The organism is Kribbella sp. CCNWLW201, assembly GCF_037203805.1.
Taxonomy (GTDB): domain Bacteria; phylum Actinomycetota; class Actinomycetes; order Propionibacteriales; family Kribbellaceae; genus Kribbella.
The window spans coordinates 406,112-424,256 of the sequence record NZ_JBBCBQ010000003.1; the positions used below are offsets into that span (position 1 = coordinate 406,112).

General features: G+C 69.2%; 18 protein-coding genes. 9 read left to right on the forward strand and 9 right to left on the reverse strand.

Annotation, left to right across the window (positions count from 1 at the left end; genetic code table 11):
• Positions 1-5 precede the first annotated feature (5 nt).
• Entirely contained in the window at positions 6-1,007 is a 1,002-nt protein-coding gene (locus V9K99_RS17365; protein WP_336999948.1) for a PucR family transcriptional regulator, read from the reverse strand.
• A gap of 143 nt (positions 1,008-1,150) precedes the next feature.
• Between V9K99_RS17365 and V9K99_RS17370 the strand changes: the two genes are divergently transcribed.
• Complete coding sequence (locus V9K99_RS17370) at positions 1,151-2,092, forward strand: alpha/beta hydrolase (RefSeq protein WP_336999946.1); 942 nt, start codon at positions 1,151-1,153, stop codon at positions 2,090-2,092.
• A gap of 12 nt (positions 2,093-2,104) precedes the next feature.
• Here the strand turns inward: V9K99_RS17370 and V9K99_RS17375 are convergent, their stop codons facing one another.
• Positions 2,105-2,641: a YbaK/EbsC family protein gene (locus tag V9K99_RS17375; protein ID WP_336999944.1), complete on the reverse strand. Its 537-nt coding sequence runs from the start codon at positions 2,639-2,641 to the stop codon at positions 2,105-2,107.
• Positions 2,638-2,937 carry a GNAT family N-acetyltransferase gene (locus tag V9K99_RS17380; protein WP_336999942.1) on the reverse strand — a complete coding sequence of 100 codons (300 nt, stop codon included), beginning with the start codon at positions 2,935-2,937 and terminating at the stop codon, positions 2,638-2,640. Before V9K99_RS17380 ends, V9K99_RS17375 begins: the two co-directional genes overlap by 4 nt.
• A 48-nt stretch (positions 2,938-2,985) precedes the next feature.
• On the opposite strand from V9K99_RS17380, the gene V9K99_RS17385 reads away from it, so the two are divergent.
• Complete coding sequence (locus V9K99_RS17385) at positions 2,986-5,760, forward strand: WD40 repeat domain-containing protein (protein ID WP_336999940.1); 2,775 nt, start codon at positions 2,986-2,988, stop codon at positions 5,758-5,760.
• Positions 5,761-5,936: 176 nt separating this feature from the next.
• Complete coding sequence (locus V9K99_RS17390; RefSeq protein WP_337000293.1) at positions 5,937-6,761, forward strand: helix-turn-helix domain-containing protein; 825 nt, start codon at positions 5,937-5,939, stop codon at positions 6,759-6,761.
• 63 nt (positions 6,762-6,824) lie between these two features.
• Here the strand turns inward: V9K99_RS17390 and V9K99_RS17395 are convergent, their stop codons facing one another.
• Entirely contained in the window at positions 6,825-7,256 is a 432-nt protein-coding gene (locus V9K99_RS17395; RefSeq protein ID WP_336999938.1) for an organic hydroperoxide resistance protein, read from the reverse strand.
• Between the two features lie 23 nt (positions 7,257-7,279).
• Positions 7,280-8,233: a quinone oxidoreductase family protein gene (locus V9K99_RS17400; protein WP_336999936.1), complete on the reverse strand. Its 954-nt coding sequence runs from the start codon at positions 8,231-8,233 to the stop codon at positions 7,280-7,282.
• Positions 8,234-8,283: 50 nt separating this feature from the next.
• On the opposite strand from V9K99_RS17400, the gene V9K99_RS17405 reads away from it, so the two are divergent.
• Positions 8,284-8,934 carry a TetR/AcrR family transcriptional regulator gene (locus tag V9K99_RS17405; RefSeq protein ID WP_336999934.1) on the forward strand — a complete coding sequence of 217 codons (651 nt, stop codon included), beginning with the start codon at positions 8,284-8,286 and terminating at the stop codon, positions 8,932-8,934.
• On the opposite strand, the gene V9K99_RS17410 is transcribed toward V9K99_RS17405, so the two are convergent.
• From V9K99_RS17410 to V9K99_RS17425, 4 genes are all read right to left on the reverse strand, one after another.
• Entirely contained in the window at positions 8,918-9,664 is a 747-nt protein-coding gene (locus V9K99_RS17410) for a sulfite exporter TauE/SafE family protein (protein WP_336999932.1), read from the reverse strand. The two genes, V9K99_RS17405 and V9K99_RS17410, sit on opposite strands and share 17 nt — an antisense overlap.
• A gap of 130 nt (positions 9,665-9,794) precedes the next feature.
• A complete protein-coding gene (locus tag V9K99_RS17415; protein WP_336999930.1) occupies positions 9,795-10,952 on the reverse strand; it encodes an SPFH domain-containing protein in 1,158 nt (385 codons plus the stop codon).
• A 192-nt stretch (positions 10,953-11,144) separates the two neighbouring features.
• Positions 11,145-11,678 carry an NfeD family protein gene (locus V9K99_RS17420; protein ID WP_336999927.1) on the reverse strand — a complete coding sequence of 178 codons (534 nt, stop codon included), beginning with the start codon at positions 11,676-11,678 and terminating at the stop codon, positions 11,145-11,147.
• A 185-nt stretch (positions 11,679-11,863) separates the two neighbouring features.
• Entirely contained in the window at positions 11,864-12,646 is a 783-nt protein-coding gene (locus tag V9K99_RS17425) for an ABC transporter ATP-binding protein (protein ID WP_336999926.1), read from the reverse strand.
• 89 nt (positions 12,647-12,735) lie between these two features.
• On the opposite strand from V9K99_RS17425, the gene V9K99_RS17430 reads away from it, so the two are divergent.
• The 5 genes from V9K99_RS17430 to V9K99_RS17450 all read left to right on the forward strand — a co-directional run bounded on the left by V9K99_RS17430 (position 12,736) and on the right by V9K99_RS17450 (position 18,119).
• Positions 12,736-13,470: a hypothetical protein gene (locus tag V9K99_RS17430; RefSeq protein ID WP_336999924.1), complete on the forward strand. Its 735-nt coding sequence runs from the start codon at positions 12,736-12,738 to the stop codon at positions 13,468-13,470.
• Positions 13,471-13,497: 27 nt separating this feature from the next.
• Complete coding sequence (gene serB, locus V9K99_RS17435) at positions 13,498-14,715, forward strand: phosphoserine phosphatase SerB (RefSeq protein WP_336999922.1); 1,218 nt, start codon at positions 13,498-13,500, stop codon at positions 14,713-14,715.
• A 36-nt stretch (positions 14,716-14,751) separates the two neighbouring features.
• Positions 14,752-15,645: a GNAT family N-acetyltransferase gene (locus tag V9K99_RS17440; RefSeq protein ID WP_336999921.1), complete on the forward strand. Its 894-nt coding sequence runs from the start codon at positions 14,752-14,754 to the stop codon at positions 15,643-15,645.
• Between the two features lie 76 nt (positions 15,646-15,721).
• Positions 15,722-17,107: a carbohydrate-binding protein gene (locus V9K99_RS17445; protein ID WP_336999919.1), complete on the forward strand. Its 1,386-nt coding sequence runs from the start codon at positions 15,722-15,724 to the stop codon at positions 17,105-17,107.
• 58 nt (positions 17,108-17,165) lie between these two features.
• Positions 17,166-18,119 (forward strand): zinc-binding dehydrogenase, encoded by a 954-nt coding sequence (locus V9K99_RS17450; RefSeq protein ID WP_336999917.1) that lies wholly within the window; start codon positions 17,166-17,168, stop codon positions 18,117-18,119.
• Positions 18,120-18,145: the final 26 nt, after the last annotated feature.

An 18,145-nucleotide genomic window follows, 5' to 3' on the forward strand; every position in this document is an offset into this window, starting at 1 on the left:
GCGGGCTACCTTAATGCGCGCATCACCAGGGCCAGATAGAGCCGGAAGCGGCCGTTGGGATTGCCGAGTTCGAAGCCGAGCACGCTCTCCGCGTGCTCCAGGCGGTAGGCCACGGTGCTGTGATGGCGGTAGACGAGCGCGGCGGCCTTCCGGACCGAGTCGGTGAAGCAGTACGCGCGCAGGATGGCGAGGAGGTCGTCACCTCCTGACTCGGCCGCGATGCGGTCGAGAGCAGCCACGTCGGGTGAGGCCGCGATGTCCTCCGGACGCAACCGCTCGGCCAGGACCAGGAGACCGCCGAGATCATCGGTCCTGATCACGGGCTCCTCGGGCGACGCGAGCCGCAAGGCGGTGCACGCGTCCCGCCAGGACTCGGCCGCGTGGATCGCAGGCAGGGCCGGCCCGATCCCAGTCCGAACCCCGGTTGCCGCCGAGACTGGTACGTCGCCCGGCCACAGGCTCACCACCTGGTCACCGACGACTGCCGAGACCGAGCGCATCGCGGGCGGGCCGGTCGAGACCGCCACCCGAAGTGACGCGGTCGGCGCGATGCCGAGCAGGTGCAAGGCGCGGGAGCGTTCGGCGATGCCGGCGGAGGCCGAGACGACCAGCGCGACCAGGGCCGGATCACCGACCGCCGGGAGGCTGCTCACGGTCCGGTCGAGCAGGATCGACCCGGCCAGAGCGAACCGCTCGAGCACGATCTCGTCGAGTGACAGCGAGGCTCCGTCCCGGGCCAGCCAGAACGACGCATCGCCGTACTCACGCATTTGGGCGACGGCGGGCGGTCCGGCGATGTCGATGGCGCCGGACGGGTCGGCCCGAAGCACGAGGCCGCGACCGGCCGCCTCGATCCCGACCGGGCACTCGGCCAGCGCCGCCGTACTCTTCAGCAGGGTGGTCAGATCGGCCTTGCCGGTCATCAGGGCGTCGAAGAACCCGATCACGCGGACGGCACTCTCCGCATCGGCGTCCAGACCGGACAGCCGCAGTAACAGGCCCTTCATGAATCGAGGCTACCGGGCCGGACCCGGTCCGGCGTCCTCCGACGTACGGCGGAATCCGGGGCCTGGATCCCCGCCAACCGGCGGCTGCGGCGTGACATGGTGGAAACGCATGCTCGACTCACCTCGAGCAAGGAGACAGCGCGATGACTGACTACCCGATCGACCCCGAACTTCAGCCCTGGGTGGCGATGCTGCCCGAGATCAACCTGGCCGACATCGTCGCCAGCCGCGACCAGGCCACCGAGCTGGTCAGTCAGCTTCCGCCCGTCCAGGTGCCTGACAGCATCGAGATCCGCGAGGTCTCGATTCCCGGTCGCGACGGCGCCCCCGAGGTCCGGGCGCGGATCTACGCGCCGATCGAGCCGTCGAGCACGCCGCGGCCCGGATACGTGCAGATCCACGGCGGCGGTTTCGTACTGGGTGACCTCGACACGTTCGAGCAGGCGCCGGTCGACATCGCGGCGGGATTGGGCGCCGTCGTGATCGCTCCCGACTACCGGCTCGCGCCGGAGCACCCGTTCCCGGCCGGCCTCGAGGACTGCTACGCCGCCCTCGAGTGGCTGGCCGCGAACGCCGGTGAGCTGGGCGTCGACACCGACCGGATCGGCGTCGGCGGGGAGAGCGCGGGTGGCGGACTCGCCGCCGGCGTCGCCCTCCTCGCCCGCGACCGGAACGGCCCGGCGCTCCGCTTCCAACTGCTCGACATTCCCGAGCTCGACGACCGGCTCGACACTCCGTCGATGATCGAGTTCGTCGACACTCCGCTCTGGAACCGGCCCGCCGCCGAGCTGAGCTGGAAGTACTACCTGTCCGGTACGCCGGACGACCTCGGACTCAAGTACGCCGCTCCGTCCCGCGCCGAGGACCTCACCGGCCTGCCGCCCGCGTTCGTGTCGACGTGTGAGTTCGACCCGCTGCGCGACGAGGGCCTGATCTACGCGCAGCGCCTGGTCGCGGCCGGAGTCCGCACCGAGCTGCACCTCTACCCGGGCACGTTCCACGGCTCGTCGATGGTCCACGGCGCAGCCATCACCCGCCGGATGGAAGCCGACAAACTCGACGCCCTCCGCCGAGCTCTCGGCTGAGCCGCGGGTCTGTCAGCTGACGGGTGAGGCGAGCTGTAGTACCTCGGCGGTCGGGAGCTTGGCGAGGTCGGCGCCGTCGACGAGCAGCTTGGACCCACGGATGCCGCTGCCGATCACGACCGGTCCGGCATCCGCGACCGCCTCGTCGACCAGGATCGGCCAGTCCGCGGGCAGTCCGATCGGCGTGATCCCGCCGTACTCCATCTTGGTCGAGCTGACCGCGTCGTCCTGGGCGGCGAAGGAGATCTTCCGGACGCCGAGGTGCTTGCGGATCACGCCGTTCACATCCGCCCGGTGGGTGGCAAGCACCATCACCGCGGCGTACGTCGACTCACCTGCCCGTTTGCCGTGGACGATCACGCAGTTCGCCGACGCGGCCATCGGTACGTCGTACTCCGCGCAGAACGCGGCCGTGTCCGCGAGACCGGGATCGATCGCGGCCGCGTACCCCACGAGCGACCCGAGGCCGTCACGCACCGGCTCCGCGAGCAACTCCGGCACCTCGGCAGCCGGCTGCCAGTCAAGCTTGCCCAGCACCGGCCCGCTCACTCACCCTCCCGCTTCACGAGGTCGGCGTACTGGGGGTTCTCCTCGAGGAAGTCCTGGTAGAACGGGCAGGCCGGTTTGACCCGCAGCCCGAGCGCCCGTGCGTCGTCCAGCGACTTCGTGGCGATGTCCCCAGCCACCCCGCGACCGCGGAAATCGGGCAGCGTCTCGGCATGCAGGAAGGTGATCACCCCGGGGTACAGCTTGTAGTCGACGAAGCCCATCAGGTTGCCCTCGGAGTCGACCGCTTCGTACCGGCTCCGGTCTTTCGCGTCCACCACGTTGATCTCGTTCTCCATGCCCGCCACTGTAGCCAGGCCGCCCCGGCCGTGCCCTAGTGTGCCGCGGTGCACAACTCACCACCTGGGTTCGCGGAGCTCCCTCCGGCCGCGAGCGGTCCTGACCAGTTCCTGACGGCACTGCGGAACGCCGACTGGTCTGCGTTCGAGCCCTCTCGTGACCTGCCTCCACTGCGCACGGCGCTCGCCGAGCTCCAGCAGGAGTACGGCGTGACGGACGCGCACCGGTTCGCGACCGAGCAGATCAGGTCGGCCGGTGCGGTACTCCGCCACCCCGACGGTCATCTGGTCGAGATCGACGCCCTGGCGTTGAGTCCCTGCGGGCGCTACCTCGCGGTCGGCTCGTGGGTCGGCGACGACTACGACCGCGGAGGTGTGCTGCAGGTCTGGGAGCTCGACACCGGCCGCTGTGTCAACAAGCTGGACGGAATCCCCGGTGGCGTGGGCTGGCCCGGGTACGCGCGCAGCATTCAATGGTCGCCGGACGGACAGCGGGTCGCGTTGGCGTTCAACACGAACATGGTGGGGTTGTGGGACCCGTTCGGTGCGGACGGCGAGGAGCCGATCGGCGATGCCTCCGTGACCGACGGCGGTTCGCGTCCGCCGGACTTCGCGTTCGCGCCCGACGGAACGCGCGCCTACATCGGGATGCGGGCGCCGCGCGAGGTACACGGCTGCATCGCGCCGCTAGAGGAGAGACATTTCTTCTACAACGCGTACGACGAGCACGGTCTGCAGCCCACGTGGCTGGCCGAGTCCCTGCCGGCATCGATCAAGGAACAGCTCGGCGATAACGAACTCTTCTTCGAGCAGGTCTTCTGGTCACGGGACGGATCGCGGATCTACGGCTACAGCCGGCGCAAGTGGGCGGCGTCGATCGACGTTCGCAGCGGCCAGGTGGTGTGGCTCGAAGGCGCCGAGACGCACGGCCAGGCTCCGGCCTGGAGCCTCGACGAGCGCCTGCTGGCGGTTCACCTGGACGGGCGCCTGCTGATCGCCGACGCCCAGACCGGTGCGCTGATGGCCGAGCTCCCCGGAATGCCGGGGGCCCAGCTGAGCTGGGGAGCCCGTGGCCGGCTGGCCGTGGTCCTGACCGACCGCTACTTCCCTCGCGTCGTTGTGCACGACCCCGACGGACGCAGCCACCACCTCCACGTGGCGCCGAAGGAGGCGGACTGGGAGCTTCCCGACGTCACCCCGTGGGCCTGGTCGCCGGACGGCGATTTCGCCGCCTGCCTCACCTCGGCCGATCAGATCGAGATCTGGTCGCCTGGGGAACATCCGGAGTGCGTGGACGTCTTCGACGTACCCGAGGACATCGCCGGTGTGCTCTGGGGCGCCGACGGCGTGATCGTCGCGGCCGGCCGGACCAGCCTTCGATTCATCGAGGCGTCTACTGGCGACGTGCTCGGCGACTTCCGCTTCCTGCGCGAGCCGTACGCCTCGCGTCCGCTCGAGCTCGACGGTGACGACATCGGCGCTGACCTCCAGTACGAGGAGCACGGAGACCCCTCGTTCGTCCTCGACGAGGACACCTGGGCGGCGGCGTTCGCACCGGGACTGGTGATCGCCCCCGATGACCGGCGCGACGACCTGGACGAGCTGCTCGCCTGGGTGGTCGACCGGCGGTACTCCTGGCCCACGTGGTGGGGCGAGCTGGACATCGTTCCGGACGCGGAGACCGCGGCCGGTCGTCTCGGAGCGCCGTACGACGACTATCTCGAGCCATTCGTCGGCGCACCCGAACCCGCGCCCGCCGAGACCTGGCCGCCGCCGAACACAGCGACCGTGGAAGACCTGTTCCAGCTCGCATTGGAGTCGGTCCGGCCGTTGCACACGGGCTGGGATCACCATGTCAGCGAGAGCCTCCGCTACGCGGCCCGGTTGCGCGCGCGGCGCGGTGAAGCGCAGGGCGCGATGGAACTGCTCGCGGCCGTTCCCACTCCGAGCCAGCGGCTCCGCGGCACGGCCGACGTCGCGCTGATCCTGGCCGCCGCCGGCCGGCTCGACGAGGCTCGGGCCGTCTTCACCATCACCGACGCCGACACCGACGCCGTACTCGACGAGTACAACGTGGCGTTCATCGCGTCGTCGATCGCCGGTGCGTACACCGCGCTCGGCGACACCGCCCGAGGTGATGCCTGGTTCGCCCGGGCCGCGATCGAGCCCGAGACCAATCCGGGCGAGCATCGCCTGGCCGTTGCGTGGGCGCTGGTCGAATGCGGCCGCGTCGACGAGGCCCGCACCGTCTGGCAGGGCGTAACCACCACGCCGTCGACGTTCTTCAGCACCCCCTTCCTGGCGTACCTGGTGCGAACCGGACGAGACGACCTCGCCCGGGAACTGTTCACCCTCAAGACCACGTCGGCTTCGGACTACGTCTCCTACTCAAACGACGGCGCGCAGGAATACCTGGGGCACCTCGAGGAGGGCTGGTACGACGGCTGGGAAGGCGTGCAGGTGCTCGCGGCCCTCGGGCGTCCGGACCTGATTCGTGACTGGGCGCGGATCTTCGGCGATGGATACGCGTACGAGGACGTACTCGAAAAGGCCGAGGCCAAAGCGCGCGACCGAGGTCCCCGGCCGACGCCGGCCGAGATCTCCGGGCTGGTGGACGAGTACGGCACCCTGCTGAAGACGCCGCGTGCCAGGCGTGGGCACCCGACCCAGGTGCTCGTCCGGCAGGCCGCCGAATGCGGTCACCTCGGCGCGGTGCTGAACCTGATCCCGGCGTTGCCGGACGACGACTTCAACGGTCGAGCCGGATCCGCCTTCCGTGCCCTCTGGATCGCGGCGACGGGCGCCGACGTCGAACCCTGGTGACCTACCGCGAGTAACTTGTGGACGGCTTACCGCCTGTTGCCGTGGACAGGCGGTAGCATCGCGGGCTGAAATGGGTGAGTGGACGGGTGCGGGGCTTCGGCTCCGACCCCGAGTGAAGCGAGGGTGTGGGCTTGACGGTGGCTGGTGGAGACGGCGGACCGACCGCTCTCCGGATCATGCTCGGCGGACAGCTGCGGCGGATGCGGGAGCAGGCCGGGATCAGTCGCGCCGACGCCGGCTGGCAGATCCGCGCCTCCGAGTCCAAGGTCAGCCGGATGGAACTCGGCCGGGTCGGGTTCAAGGAACGCGACGTCAGTGACCTGCTCGAGCTCTACGGCATGCAGGACGAGGACGAGCGCTTCCGGCTGATGGAGCTGGCCCGGGCGGCCAACAACCCCGGCTGGTGGTCCCGGTACGGCGACGTGATGCCGAGCTGGTTCACCAACTACGTCGGCCTGGAGGTCGCGGCGACGCTGATCCGGACCTACGAGGTGATGTTCGTCCCGGGGCTGCTGCAGACCGAGGAGTACGCGCGGGCCGTCGTACAGATGGGCAAGGCGTACCTGCCGGCCGAGGAGATCGAGCAGCGGGTCGCCCTGCGGGTGACCCGGCAGCAGGTCCTCAACCGGGTGAACCCGGCCCGCCTCTGGGTGGTCATCGACGAGTCCGTGCTCCGCCGGCCGGTCGGCGGCGAGGACATCATGCGGGCGCAGATCGAGCACCTGATGAAGTGGGCCCAGCAGCCGAACCTCACCCTGCAGATCATGCCGTTCAGCAGCGTCGGGTATCCGGGCGCGGGCGGCGCGTTCAGCATCCTGCGGTTCCCCGAGGGCGACCTGCCCGACATCGTCTACATCGAGCACGCGGCCAGCGCGCTGTACCTGGACAAGCTGGAAGAGGTCGACGAGTACGTCGCGATCATGGAGGCCCTCACCATCGCGGCGGCACCGGTGTCGCAGACCGAAGCCCTGCTGCGCGAAGCCCTGGCCCGGATGGACTGAACCCCCGGGACCCTCAGGTTCCCAGGGGTTCATCGCGTCTCGGTGACGCTCAGGCTTTGAGGCTCAGGCGACCTTGAGGTCGACCTTGATGTTGCCGCGGGTGGCGTTGGAGTACGGGCAGACGTCGTGGGCCTTGGCCACCAGCTCCTCGGCGACGGCGCGGTCGATGCCGGGCAGGCTCACCTCGAGCACGACCTCCAGGCCGTAGCCGGTGCCGCCGTTGATCGGGCCGATGCCGACCTCCGCGGTGACGGTCGAGCCGTCGGAGTCCTGCCGGGCCTTGCGGGCGACCAGCTTGAGCGCGCTGTGGAAACAGGCTGCGTAGCCGGCCGCGAACAGCTGCTCCGGGTTGGTGCCCTGACCGCTGCCACCCATCTCGGCCGGCGGTACGACGACGACGTCGAGCTTGCCGTCGTTCGTCGCGACCTTGCCGTCACGACCGCCGTGGGCGGTGGCCTTCGCGGTGTACAGAACCTTCTCTACTGCAATGGTCATTTTCGAAGTTCTCCTGGGAGGGATCAGCGGGTGGGGTCGAGCACGAGCTTGCCGACGGTCCGGCGGGCTCGCAGGTCTTCGTGGGCGGTGGCGATGGCGGACAGCGCGTACTCGCCGCCGACGATCGGGGTGAGCTTGCCGCTCGCGGTCAGATCGAACAGCTCGGCCAGCGGGTCGGCCAGCAGGGCCGGGTTCTGGAAGCAGTCGGCCAGCCAGAAGCCGGCGATCGTCTTCGAGCCCTTCATCAACCGGCTCGAGTCGATCGGCGCAGCAGCCTGGCGGGACGCGGCACCGAAGGTGACCAGGCGACCGAAGCGACCGAGCGCCGCGAAGGACTCGTCGAACGTCGGTCCGCCGACCATCTCCAGCACGATGTCGACCGGCTTGCCACCGTTCGCCTCGAGGATCCGGGCCTTCAGACCTTCCGGCTCACCGTCGATCGCCACGTCGGCGCCGAGCTCGAGCACCTGCTTGCGCTTCTCCTCGCTGGACGCGGTCGCGATCACGCGGCCCGCACCCCACAGCTTCGCGAGCTGCACGGCGAGAGACCCGACACCACCGGCGCCGGCGTGCACCAGCACGGACTCACCAGGCTGCAGACGCGTAGACGTCTTCAGCAGGTGCCAGGCCGTGGTGCCCTGCAGTACAAGCGCGAGCGCCTGACCGTCGGTGACGCCTTCCGGAACATCCCACGCGTACGGCGCGTGCGCGACAGCCTTCTCGGCATAGCCACCGGATCCGAGCAGCGCGACCACCCGACGGCCGTCGCCGGTCCTGCCGACGACCTCGCCACCGGGGATCAACGGGAGCACGGTCTTGGACAGGTACGAGTTCTCGACCTGGTGCGTGTCCGCGTAGTTGATGCCGGCGCGATCGACCGTGATCAGCACCTGCCCGTCACCGGCAACCGGCTCCGGCACGTCGCTGACCTTGAGGACCTCGGGCCCTCCGAACTCAGTGATCTCTATCGCTCGCATACACCGTACTATACACTGTACGTTATGGATGTCGAAGGGAGGTGCGTCACATGGCGAGGACACCACGCAACACGCTCAGCTCCGAGCTGATCGTGCGTACCGCGCTGGACGTGATGGAGTCGAAGGGCGCCGACGCGTTCAGCCTGCGCGGCCTGGCCGCCGAGCTGGGCGTCGGCCCGATGGCGCTCTACACCTACTTCCGGAACAAGGACGACCTGTACGACGCCGTCCGCAACCACCTGATGGCTCTGCTGCCCGCCGTACCGGAGGATCTGCCGTGGCCGGATCAGGTGCGGGCGGTGTGTCGCGGGCTGCGGCTGCTGATGCTGCAACATCCTTGCCTTGCGCAACTTCTGGCCGGCCGGCCGCTGAGCGGGCAGGAGACGGCCCGGGTCGCCGAAGGGCTGCTCGGCGTCCTGCGGAAGGCCGGGTTCGACCCGGAGACGGCGGCGCGGACGCACACCACGTTGTTCACCTACGTGCTCGGGGCAACGTCCTGGGAGATCCAGATGGCGGCCGAGCGCCGGGACCCGGAAGCCTGGCGACGGTTGCGGACGACGATGGAGTCACTGTCGGCACGGGAGTTCCCCACCGTCGTCGACCTCGCGCCCGAGTTGGCCCGGACGACGGGCGGCGACGAGCAGTTCGACTACGGTCTCGACCTGCTGCTGGCCGGGCTGAAGGTCAGAACACCATCGTGACGATGGCGACGATGCCGATGCAGACGATGAGCGCGCGGAGTGCGACCGGCGGGAGCTTGCGGCCGTAGCGGGCGCCGAGGAAACCGCCGATGGTGGAGCCGACCGCGATCAGGCCGGCGGCCAGCCAGTCGACGTCGGCGACGATGATGAACAGCACCGCGGCGACGGTGTTCACCACCGTGGCCAGCACGTTCTTCAAGCCGTTCATCCGCTGCAGGTTCGAGTCCAGGCCCAGACCCAGGATCGCCATCAGCAGTACGCCCTGGGCGGCACCGAAATACCCGCCGTAGATGCCGGTGGCAAACACTGCGGGAATCACCCACCACGCGCCACGGTGCAGATGCGACGGGGCACTGATCCACCGCGACAGCCAGGGCTGGAAGGCGACCAGCACGCACCCGAGCAGGATCAGGACCGGTACGACGGCGTGGAACGCGGAGTCGGGCAAGGTCAACAGCAGGACTCCCCCGACGACACCGCCGAGCAACGACGCGGGGACCAGGCGGATCATCCGGCCGCGCTGCCCTTCCAGCTCACGCCGGTAGCCGATGGCTCCCGCCGCCGTGCCCGGCGCGAGGCCGACGGTGTTGCTGACGTTCGCGAGCACCGGCGGGATGCCGACGGCAAGCAACGCGGGGAAGGTCAGCAGCGTGCCCGATCCCACCACGGCGTTGATCGTGCCCGCGCCAACCCCTGCCAGCAGGACGAACAGCGCCTCGAACCATGTCATCGCTGCCAGACTTTACGCACCTGACCGGTCGCCCCGCTCACCCGTCCGTCCGTTGAGCAGACAACCTTGTCGTGCGCAACGCAGAAGGCCCTCCGAGGTTTCCCTCGGAGGGCCTTGTTTTCAGCGTGTTTCAGCGCTCGAGCGGAGGCTCCGGCGACGGCGGGACCGGGGGCTCCGGGTTCTGGCCGACGGCCGGCGTGGCCGGCTGCTGGCTGCGGGTGCTGACGGCCGCGTTCTGCGCGGCGGCGATCGCCTCCGCGACGGCATTGTCGGCCTCGGCGACCGCTGCGTCCGGCGTGCTGTCCGAAACGCCCTCGATCTCGGGCACGTGGCCGTCGGCGAGCTCCGGCGCCTGCCAGGAACCCTCGGCCTTCTGCGGGATGCCGGCCACCTGGCCGACCGCACTGCCGAGACCCTTGAGCGCGTCGCCGATCTCGCTCGGCACGATCCACAGCTTGTTCGCGTCGCCCTGAGCGATCGACGGCAGCATCTGCAGGTACTGGTACGCGAGCAGACCCTGGTCCGGCTTGCCGGCGTGGATCGCGTTGAAGACCGTGGTGATGGCCTGCGCCTCACCCTGCGCCTTCAGGATCCGGGCCTCCCGCTCGGCCTGTGCACGCAGGATCCGGGACTCCTTGTCACCCTGGGCGGTCAGGATCGCGGACTGCTTCTGGCCCTCGGCCGACAGGACGGCGGACTGCCGCATACCTTCGGCGGTCAGGATCGCGGCGCGCTTGTCGCGGTCGGCGCGCATCTGCTTCTCCATCGAGTCCTGGATCGACGGCGGCGGGTCGATCGAGCGCAACTCGACCCGGTTGACCCGGATACCCCACTTGCCGGTCGCCTCGTCCAGCACATAGCGGAGCTTCTCGTTGATCTCCTCACGCGAGGTCAGCGTCTGCTCCAGGTCCATGCCACCGATGATGTTCCGCAGCGTCGTCATGGTCAGCTGCTCGATCGCCTGGATGTAGTTCGAGATCTCGTACGTCGCCCGGACCGGGTCGTTCACCTGGAAGTAGATGACGGAGTCGATCGACACCATCAGGTTGTCCTCGGTGATGACGCCCTGGGGCGGGAACGCGACGACCTGCTCGCGCATGTCGATGGTGTAGCGGACCTTGTCGACGAACGGCGTCAGCAGGTTCAGGCCGGGCTGCAGACCCGTCTTGAACTTGCCGAACCGCTCGACGATCCCAACGGTCTGCTGCTGCACCACCCGGACCGACTTGACCAGCGTGACGATCACCAGCAAGGCGACCAATGCCAGCACTACGAGGAACGCGGTCACTTTTGACCCTCCACTCGACAGAACCCTCAGGACGGACAGTCTTTCCTATCGACGGTCCACTCGCCGTACCGGTTCCCCGGCGCGTCGGCTGCCTGATCGCGCAGGTACTTCTGTCGTCCTCCCGCCACCGACACTACTGTGAACTCACCCCCGCACAACCGAGGGTCGCCGTACGGCGGTATCGGCTGTGTATCAGTTCTGCGGCGGGTCGGTGGGCTTCGGATCCTGGCCGGGTTGCGGGTTGCCGGGATGCGGGAGTTGGTGGAGAGAATCGCCGACCGGATAGACGACCGCGGTGGCGCCGTCGATCGACATGATCTCGACCCGCGTCCCCGGGGCGATCGTGGACACCTCGTCGAACGGGCGGGCCGTCCACAGCTCGCCGCCGATCTTGATCGAACCGCCGCCGTCGGGGTGGATCTCCTTGACCACGGTGCCGGTCCGGCCGATGACGTGCGCGGAGCCGGTCTTCAGCTCCGTGCCGTGGTGGAACTTGCGGGCCAGCAACGGACGGATCGCGACCAGCATCGCCGCGGAGGTGATCAACCCGACGACGATCTGCAGCCACAGCAACCCCGGCACGACGGCACTCACCCCGGCGGCGGTCAGCGCACCGGCCGCCAGCATCAGCAGGGTGAAGTCGAGCGACGCCAGTTCGGCCAGACCGAGGACGGCGGCAACTGTCAGCCACGCCGCCCAAATGTTGTCCCGCAGCCAGTCCATCATCTGCCAAGCCTATCCAGGTTGAGGGCCCCAAGCAGGCCAACAACCTGTCGGACGCACCACGACTTCCGCCGGATCCGACCCCGCGCTGGTGGGTTAGCCAACCAGAGTGTGGGTTGGCGCCCCGGATTCCGGGTGTTCAACCCACACTTTGGTGGGCTGACCCACTCGAGGGGGTGGTGGTGGGGTCAAAGGGCTCGGGCGGTGTAGCGGCCGTCTTCCTGCTTGAGGGAGAGGGCCAGGTCGAAGGTCTCGCTGAGGGTTTCGGAGGTGAGGGCTTCGTCCATCGGGCCGGCCGAGACGATCCGGCCCTGCTTGAGCAGCAGGGCGTGGGTGAAGCCGGGTGGGATCTCCTCGACGTGGTGGGTGACGAGGACCATCGCCGGTGCCCCGGCCGCGGTCGCGATCGAGCTGAGCGAGCGGACCAGTTGCTCGCGCCCGGTGAGGTCGAGACCGGCCGCGGGCTCGTCCATCAGCATCAGCTCGGGGTCCGTCATCAGCGCGCGGGCGATCTGGACCCGCTTGCGCTCCCCCTCGGACAACGTGCCGAACGTCCGGTCGCCGAGGTGGCCGATGCCGAGCTCGGTCAGCAGCTCCTTGGCCCGCTGGTGGTCCAACTCGTCGTACTCCTCACGCCACCGGCCGAGTACGGCGTACGACGCGGAGACCACCACGTCCGACACGCGTTCGCCGCGCGGAAGCCGGTCGGCGAGGGCTGCACTGGTCAGGCCGATCCGCGGCCGCAACTCGAACACGTCGACCGCTCCAAGCACCTCGCCGAGCAGGCCGGCAACTCCGGAGGTCGGGTGGATGTGCGCCGCGAGGATCTGCAGCAGCGTCGTCTTGCCGGCGCCGTTCGGGCCGATCACCACCCACCGGTCGGCTTCGTCGACGGTCCAGTCGATCCCGTCGAGCAGCCGCGCCTCACCACGAACGATCGACACCTCGGCCAGCTCCACCACTGCAGTCATGCCCCAAAACCTACGGGGTCGCTCCCCCACTCCCGCCGCCCACCCTGCTGATGTCGTACGGCGACCAGTGGGGTGGGAGACTGGCGGGCGTGTTGACGACCTCCGCCTCGGTTCGGTTCACCGTGTGGACCAACGCGATGCTGACCGGTGCCTGCGACCCGGACACGGCCGCCTTGAAGATCCTGGCTGACGATGTCGGCCACCACGTCGCGGGCCTGGCCGCGCATCCGGCGCCGGCGACGTTGCCGGTCGCCCTCAACCTGTTGCGCGCGGCTGGTGCGACCCAGGCACACCTCGCGTTGCCGATCCCAGGTGATCCGATCGGTCTGGCCGGGCCACCGACCTTCAACGAGGCCGCGCTCGAGTCGGGTGAGGCCGTCGTACTGACGGGCGCTGAGATCGGCCTCGTTCCGGCGTACGTCGGTCCGGCCGTGCAGTGGACCGTGATGGCGGCGTCGAGTCCGCTGCCGGCCGACTTCGGTGAGGCCGACCGTGGACTGCGGCTGGCGTTGATCGAGGCGGCCGAGTCGCTCGCGGCCCTGGACGTCGCCCGCTGGAAGCCGGAGATCGCGGACGCGCTGATCGACATCCGCAAGATCGGCAGTGGACGCAACGACGACCTTGCCCCCGGCTACCAGCCCCGCGCGGTCAAGGCCGCGGCCACCGCTCGGCGCTGTCTCGCCATCGCCGACGCGGCCCTCGAGGACGACGGCGCCGCGGTCACCGGCGCCGAGGCCGACGCCCGGCGGCGCGCGCTCACGGATCTGGCCGCCGCCGCCCGCCGTGCTCTCGTCGCGGCATGTGGACCGCCCGTCCACGACTGACCCGGTTTAGGTAGCGTTCGTGCTGCCATGACTGGACAGGCTGAGTTCGAGACGCATGCATCCGATCGCCCGACGCTGCTGGTCACCTTGACCGGTACGGACCGCCCGGGCCTGACTTCCGCTGTGCTCTCGACGCTCGCCACCCGCGGGCTCGAGGTGATCGACGCCGAGCAGGTGGTCCTCCGGGGCCGCCTGGTCCTCGGTGTGCTGGTGTCCGCACCGCGCGATCACAAGAACCTCAAAGAGGAACTGAAGGCGCTCGAGGCGGTCCTCGACGTCGACATCTCGGTGAAGAAGGGCATCGGCGACAACGAGCCCCGGCGCAAGGGCCGTAGCCAGGTGACGGTGATCGGGCACCCGCTGACCGCTGCCGGACTGGCCGCGATCGCCGGCCGGATCGCCGACACCGGCGCGAACATCGACCGGATCAGCCGGATGGCGCGCTACCCGGTGACCGCGATGGAGATCGCCGTCTCCGGCGCGGATCCGGATCAGCTCCGGACCGTGCTCGCGCTGGAAGGTGTCCGGCAGGAGCTCGATGTCGCCGTTCAGGCCGGCGGGTTGTACCGGCGGGCCAAGCGGCTGATCGTGATGGACGTCGACTCGACCCTGATCCAGGGCGAGGTCATCGAGATGCTGGCCGAGCACGCCGGCCGGCTGGCCGAAGTTGCCGCGGTCACCGAACAGGCGATGCGCGGTGAGCTCGACTTCACCGAGTCGCTGCATCACCGGGTCGCCGAGCTGGCGGGCCTGCCGGAGTCCGCGCTGGACGAGGTGTACCACGCGATCCAGTTGGCGCCCGGAGCGCGCACGCTGGTGCGGACGCTGAAGCGGCTCGGGTACCAGTTCGCCATCGTCAGCGGCGGGTTCAGCCAGATCACCGACAAGCTGGCCGCCGACCTCGGCATCGACTACGCCAAGGCGAACGAGCTGGAGATCGTCGACGGCAAGCTGACCGGCCGGGTGATCGGCGACGTCGTCGACCGGGCCGGCAAGGCCGTCGCACTGCGCGAGTTCGCGGGGAAGTCCGGTACGCCGCTGTCGCAGACGGTCGCGATCGGAGACGGCGCCAACGACCTCGACATGCTCGCGGCCGCCGGGCTCGGTGTCGCCTTCAACGCCAAGCCAGTCGTGCGCGCGGCGGCCGACACCCACCTGAGCCACCCCTACCTGGACACGATCCTGTACCTGCTGGGCATCAGCCGCGAGGAAGTCGAGGCGGCCGACGCGGACAACCCGGCCTGACTCAGATCATCGCGCGGGTGCGCGATGATCTGACGCATGCTGCCTCACGGGTTCACGAGCCGTTCCGCGACGATCGATGACGCAGACGCGATCTACCGGCTGATGGCCGCGGGCGAGATCCGCTGGCATGGCCAGGCCGAGATCGTGCCGGATCGGGTCGCGGCGGATCTGCAGCGGCCCGAGCTGGACCTGTCGCGCGACACCCTGGTCGTCGAGGCGGCCACCGGTGACCTCGCCGGATCGGCCTGGATCCACCGGGGTAAACGCGCTCAGATCGACGTGCATCCGTCGTACCAAGGGCTCGGGATCGGTACGGCGCTGCTCGACTGGGCGGAAGGGCGGTCGCGCGAAGAGGGCAGCGAGTGGCTGGCGCAGACCGTGGATGACGCGGACAAGGCCGGGACCGACCTGGTCCGGAGCCGCGGGTACGAGGTGCTCGCGACCAACTGGCTGCTCGAACGCCCGATCACCGCGCCCGAGCCGCGCACGCTGCCGCCCGGCATCAGTCTCAGTCCGTACGACGAGGCGCGGGCGCATGCGGTGCACGAGCTGATCGAGGCGGCTTTCGGCGAGTTTCAGCAGCGACAGAAGCCGTACGACGAGTGGGCCAAGCTGACCGTGGAGCGGCCGACCTTCCGGCCGAACGCGTCGACGCTGGCGTACGCGGGTGACGAGCTCATCGGTGCCGTCATCGCGTTCGACCTGCCGGAGACCGACGAGGGGTACGTCGAGCAGCTCGCCGTCCGCTCGGATCAGCGGGGCAAGGGCGTGGCGCGAGCGATGCTCGACGACACCTGTGCCGAGTTCCACCGGCTCGGCCGGCGCGACTGCATCCTCTGGACGCATTCCGGCACCGGCGCCCTCGGGATGTACGAACGCCTCGGCATGCGAGTCAGGCGCAGTACGACGGTCTATCGCAGTACGCGCTGAACTCCGGCTGTGACGAGCTGTTGACACTCGGGCATGAGAGCGCTCCCATTGGGTAACCCCTGAAGGAGGTCAACCAATGCGTTCCGCCCCGAACCGCTCCCGACGCCGTACCCTCCTGGCCGCATTGCTCGCCCCGGTGCTGGTCGCCGTACCCTTGACCATCGCAGCTCAAGCAAGCGTCCCACCGCCTCCGGCCGGCTGGTCGACCGTCTGGAGTGACGACTTCGACGGACCCAGCAATACGCTGCCGTCGAGTGCCAACTGGATCATCGACACCGGCCACGGCTACCCGGGCGGCCCCACGAACTGGGGTACCGGCGAGATCCAGAACTACACGAACAGCACGAACAACCTGGCCCTCGACGGCACCGGCAACCTGCGGATCACGCCGCGCCGGGACGCGGCCGGCAACTGGACGTCGGCCCGGATCGAGACCCAGCGCAGTGACTTCAAACCGCCGAGCGGCGGTGTGCTCGCGATCGAGAGCCGGATCCAGATGCCGAACGTCACCGGCAACGCGGCCCTCGGGTACTGGCCCGCGTTCTGGGCGCTCGGAGCGCCGTACCGCGGCAACTACTGGAACTGGCCCGGCATCGGCGAGTTCGACATCATGGAGAACGTCAACGGGATCAACTCCGTCTGGGGTGTGCTGCACTGCGGCGTGAACCCGGGCGGCCCGTGCAACGAGACCAGCGGCCTCGGCGCCAGCCGTGCGTGCCCGGGCTCCAGCTGCCAGTCCGGGTTCCACACCTATCGGTTCGAGTGGGACACGAGCATCTCGCCGAACCAGTTGCGTTGGTACGTCGACGGGCAGCAGTTCCACTCGGTCAGCCAAGGCCAGTTGCCTGCCGACACGTGGACGAACATGACCTCGCACGCCGGCTACTTCATCCTCCTGAACGTCGCCGTCGGAGGTGCCTTCCCAGACGCCCTCAACGGACCGACTCCACGCCCTGAGACCGTCCCGGGCCACCCGATGATCGTCGACTACGTCGCGGTGACCTCTCGAGGTGGCGGTACGACTCCCCCGACCACGCCGCCTCCGGGTGGCGGCAGCGCCTACAGCACCATCCAGGCCGAGTCGTCCAGCCAGCAGTCCGGCATGGGCGTCGAGACCACGACCGACACCGGTGGCGGTCAGAACCTGATGCAGGTCGGCAACGGCGACTGGGCGCTCTACCGCGGACTCGACTTCGGCAGTACGGCGGCCACACAGTTCGTCGCCCGGGTCGCGTCCGGTGCGGCTGGCGGGGTCAGCGGGCTGGTCGAAGTACGCCTCGACAGTCGGTCGAACGCCCCGATCGGCAGCTTCGCGATCGCCAACACCGGCGGCTGGCAGTCCTGGCGAACCGTCCCGGCCAACATCAGCGCCGTCACCGGCGTCCACGACGTCTACCTCACCTTCACCAGCGGCCAACCAGCCGACTTCGTCAACCTCAACTGGTTCACCTTCGGCCACTAACACTCGTCGACGCGGTGCCGGGCTGACGAAGCCCGGCCCCCGCCGTACCGTCGGAAGGGTGTTGGCTCTCACGAAGGCAGGGTCGTCGGTCGCGTTGGCGACCGTCCCCGACCCGGTGCCGCTGTCGCACGAGGCGATCGTGCGGGTCAACACCTTCTGCCTGAACCGCCGGGAGTTGCTCGACCTCGCGAAGCTGCCGGATGGCTCGGTGCCCGGGTCGGACTTCGCCGGCACGCTCCGGGAGTACCCGGCCGTCATCGGTGACACGGCCAAGCTCAGAGCAGTCCAAGGCGCGCGCGTTGTTGGCACGGTTCGACAGGGTGCGTGGGCCGAGCTGGTGGCGGTGCCTTACACCCGTCTCGCCGGGATCCCCCACAACGTGGCCGACGTACAGGCCTCGACGCTCCCAACCGCAGGGCTGGCGGCACTGCGCTCGTTGGAGATCGGCGGTTTCCTCATCGGCAAACGAGTGCTCGTCACGGGCGCGAGAGGTGATGTCGGGCGTCTCACTTGCCAGCTGGCCCACCTCGCGGGCGCTCACGTCACCGCCTTTGTGCGGCCGGAGGAACGGGCTCCACGCAGTTACCGGCCGTTGGACCAGGTCCCCGGTGCCGACCTGGTCACGGAGCACCTCCCGGGTCGCTTCGACCTGGTCATCGACACCGTCGGCGGTGAGATCCTCGGTGAGGCGATCGAGTGGCTCGAGCCGCAAGGTGTCCTGGTCGCGGTGGCGACGCCTGAACTCGACGGGCGGGTGAGCTTCCGGACCTGGCGCGCCGACCACTCTGCGGGTGTCCGGATCCAGTTTCTGGACGAGTTCGACGAGGTCACCGCTCATGACCGCATCCATACCGATCTGATGCGGCTGCTCGAGCTGGTCTCCACCTTCAAGCTGGACGTCGGCGTCGGGCTCGAGGAGCCGTGGCAGAACGCCCCGGAGGTGATCCAGGCGGTCCTTGACGGCCGGATCACCGGCCGGGCCGTGCTGCGGGTTCGGACGGTCGGGCTCTGACCGGATTACGGGTGGACCCGGGGGCA

Excerpts from the sequence above, each read along its gene's own strand:
- V9K99_RS17365 (WP_336999948.1), bottom strand. The coding sequence starts at position 1,007 with ATGAAGGGCCTGTTACTGCGGCTGTCCGGTCTGGACGCCGATGCGGAG.
- V9K99_RS17370 (WP_336999946.1), top strand. The coding sequence starts at position 1,151 with ATGACTGACTACCCGATCGACCCCGAACTTCAGCCCTGGGTGGCGATG.
- V9K99_RS17380 (WP_336999942.1), bottom strand. The coding sequence starts at position 2,937 with ATGGAGAACGAGATCAACGTGGTGGACGCGAAAGACCGGAGCCGGTAC.
- V9K99_RS17390 (WP_337000293.1), top strand. The coding sequence starts at position 5,937 with ATGCTCGGCGGACAGCTGCGGCGGATGCGGGAGCAGGCCGGGATCAGT.
- V9K99_RS17395 (WP_336999938.1), bottom strand. The coding sequence starts at position 7,256 with ATGACCATTGCAGTAGAGAAGGTTCTGTACACCGCGAAGGCCACCGCC.
- V9K99_RS17400 (WP_336999936.1), bottom strand. The coding sequence starts at position 8,233 with ATGCGAGCGATAGAGATCACTGAGTTCGGAGGGCCCGAGGTCCTCAAG.
- V9K99_RS17405 (WP_336999934.1), top strand. The coding sequence starts at position 8,284 with ATGGCGAGGACACCACGCAACACGCTCAGCTCCGAGCTGATCGTGCGT.
- V9K99_RS17410 (WP_336999932.1), bottom strand. The coding sequence starts at position 9,664 with ATGACATGGTTCGAGGCGCTGTTCGTCCTGCTGGCAGGGGTTGGCGCG.
- V9K99_RS17420 (WP_336999927.1), bottom strand. The coding sequence starts at position 11,678 with ATGATGGACTGGCTGCGGGACAACATTTGGGCGGCGTGGCTGACAGTT.
- V9K99_RS17425 (WP_336999926.1), bottom strand. The coding sequence starts at position 12,646 with ATGACTGCAGTGGTGGAGCTGGCCGAGGTGTCGATCGTTCGTGGTGAG.
- serB (WP_336999922.1), top strand. The coding sequence starts at position 13,498 with ATGACTGGACAGGCTGAGTTCGAGACGCATGCATCCGATCGCCCGACG.
- V9K99_RS17440 (WP_336999921.1), top strand. The coding sequence starts at position 14,752 with ATGCTGCCTCACGGGTTCACGAGCCGTTCCGCGACGATCGATGACGCA.
- V9K99_RS17445 (WP_336999919.1), top strand. The coding sequence starts at position 15,722 with ATGCGTTCCGCCCCGAACCGCTCCCGACGCCGTACCCTCCTGGCCGCA.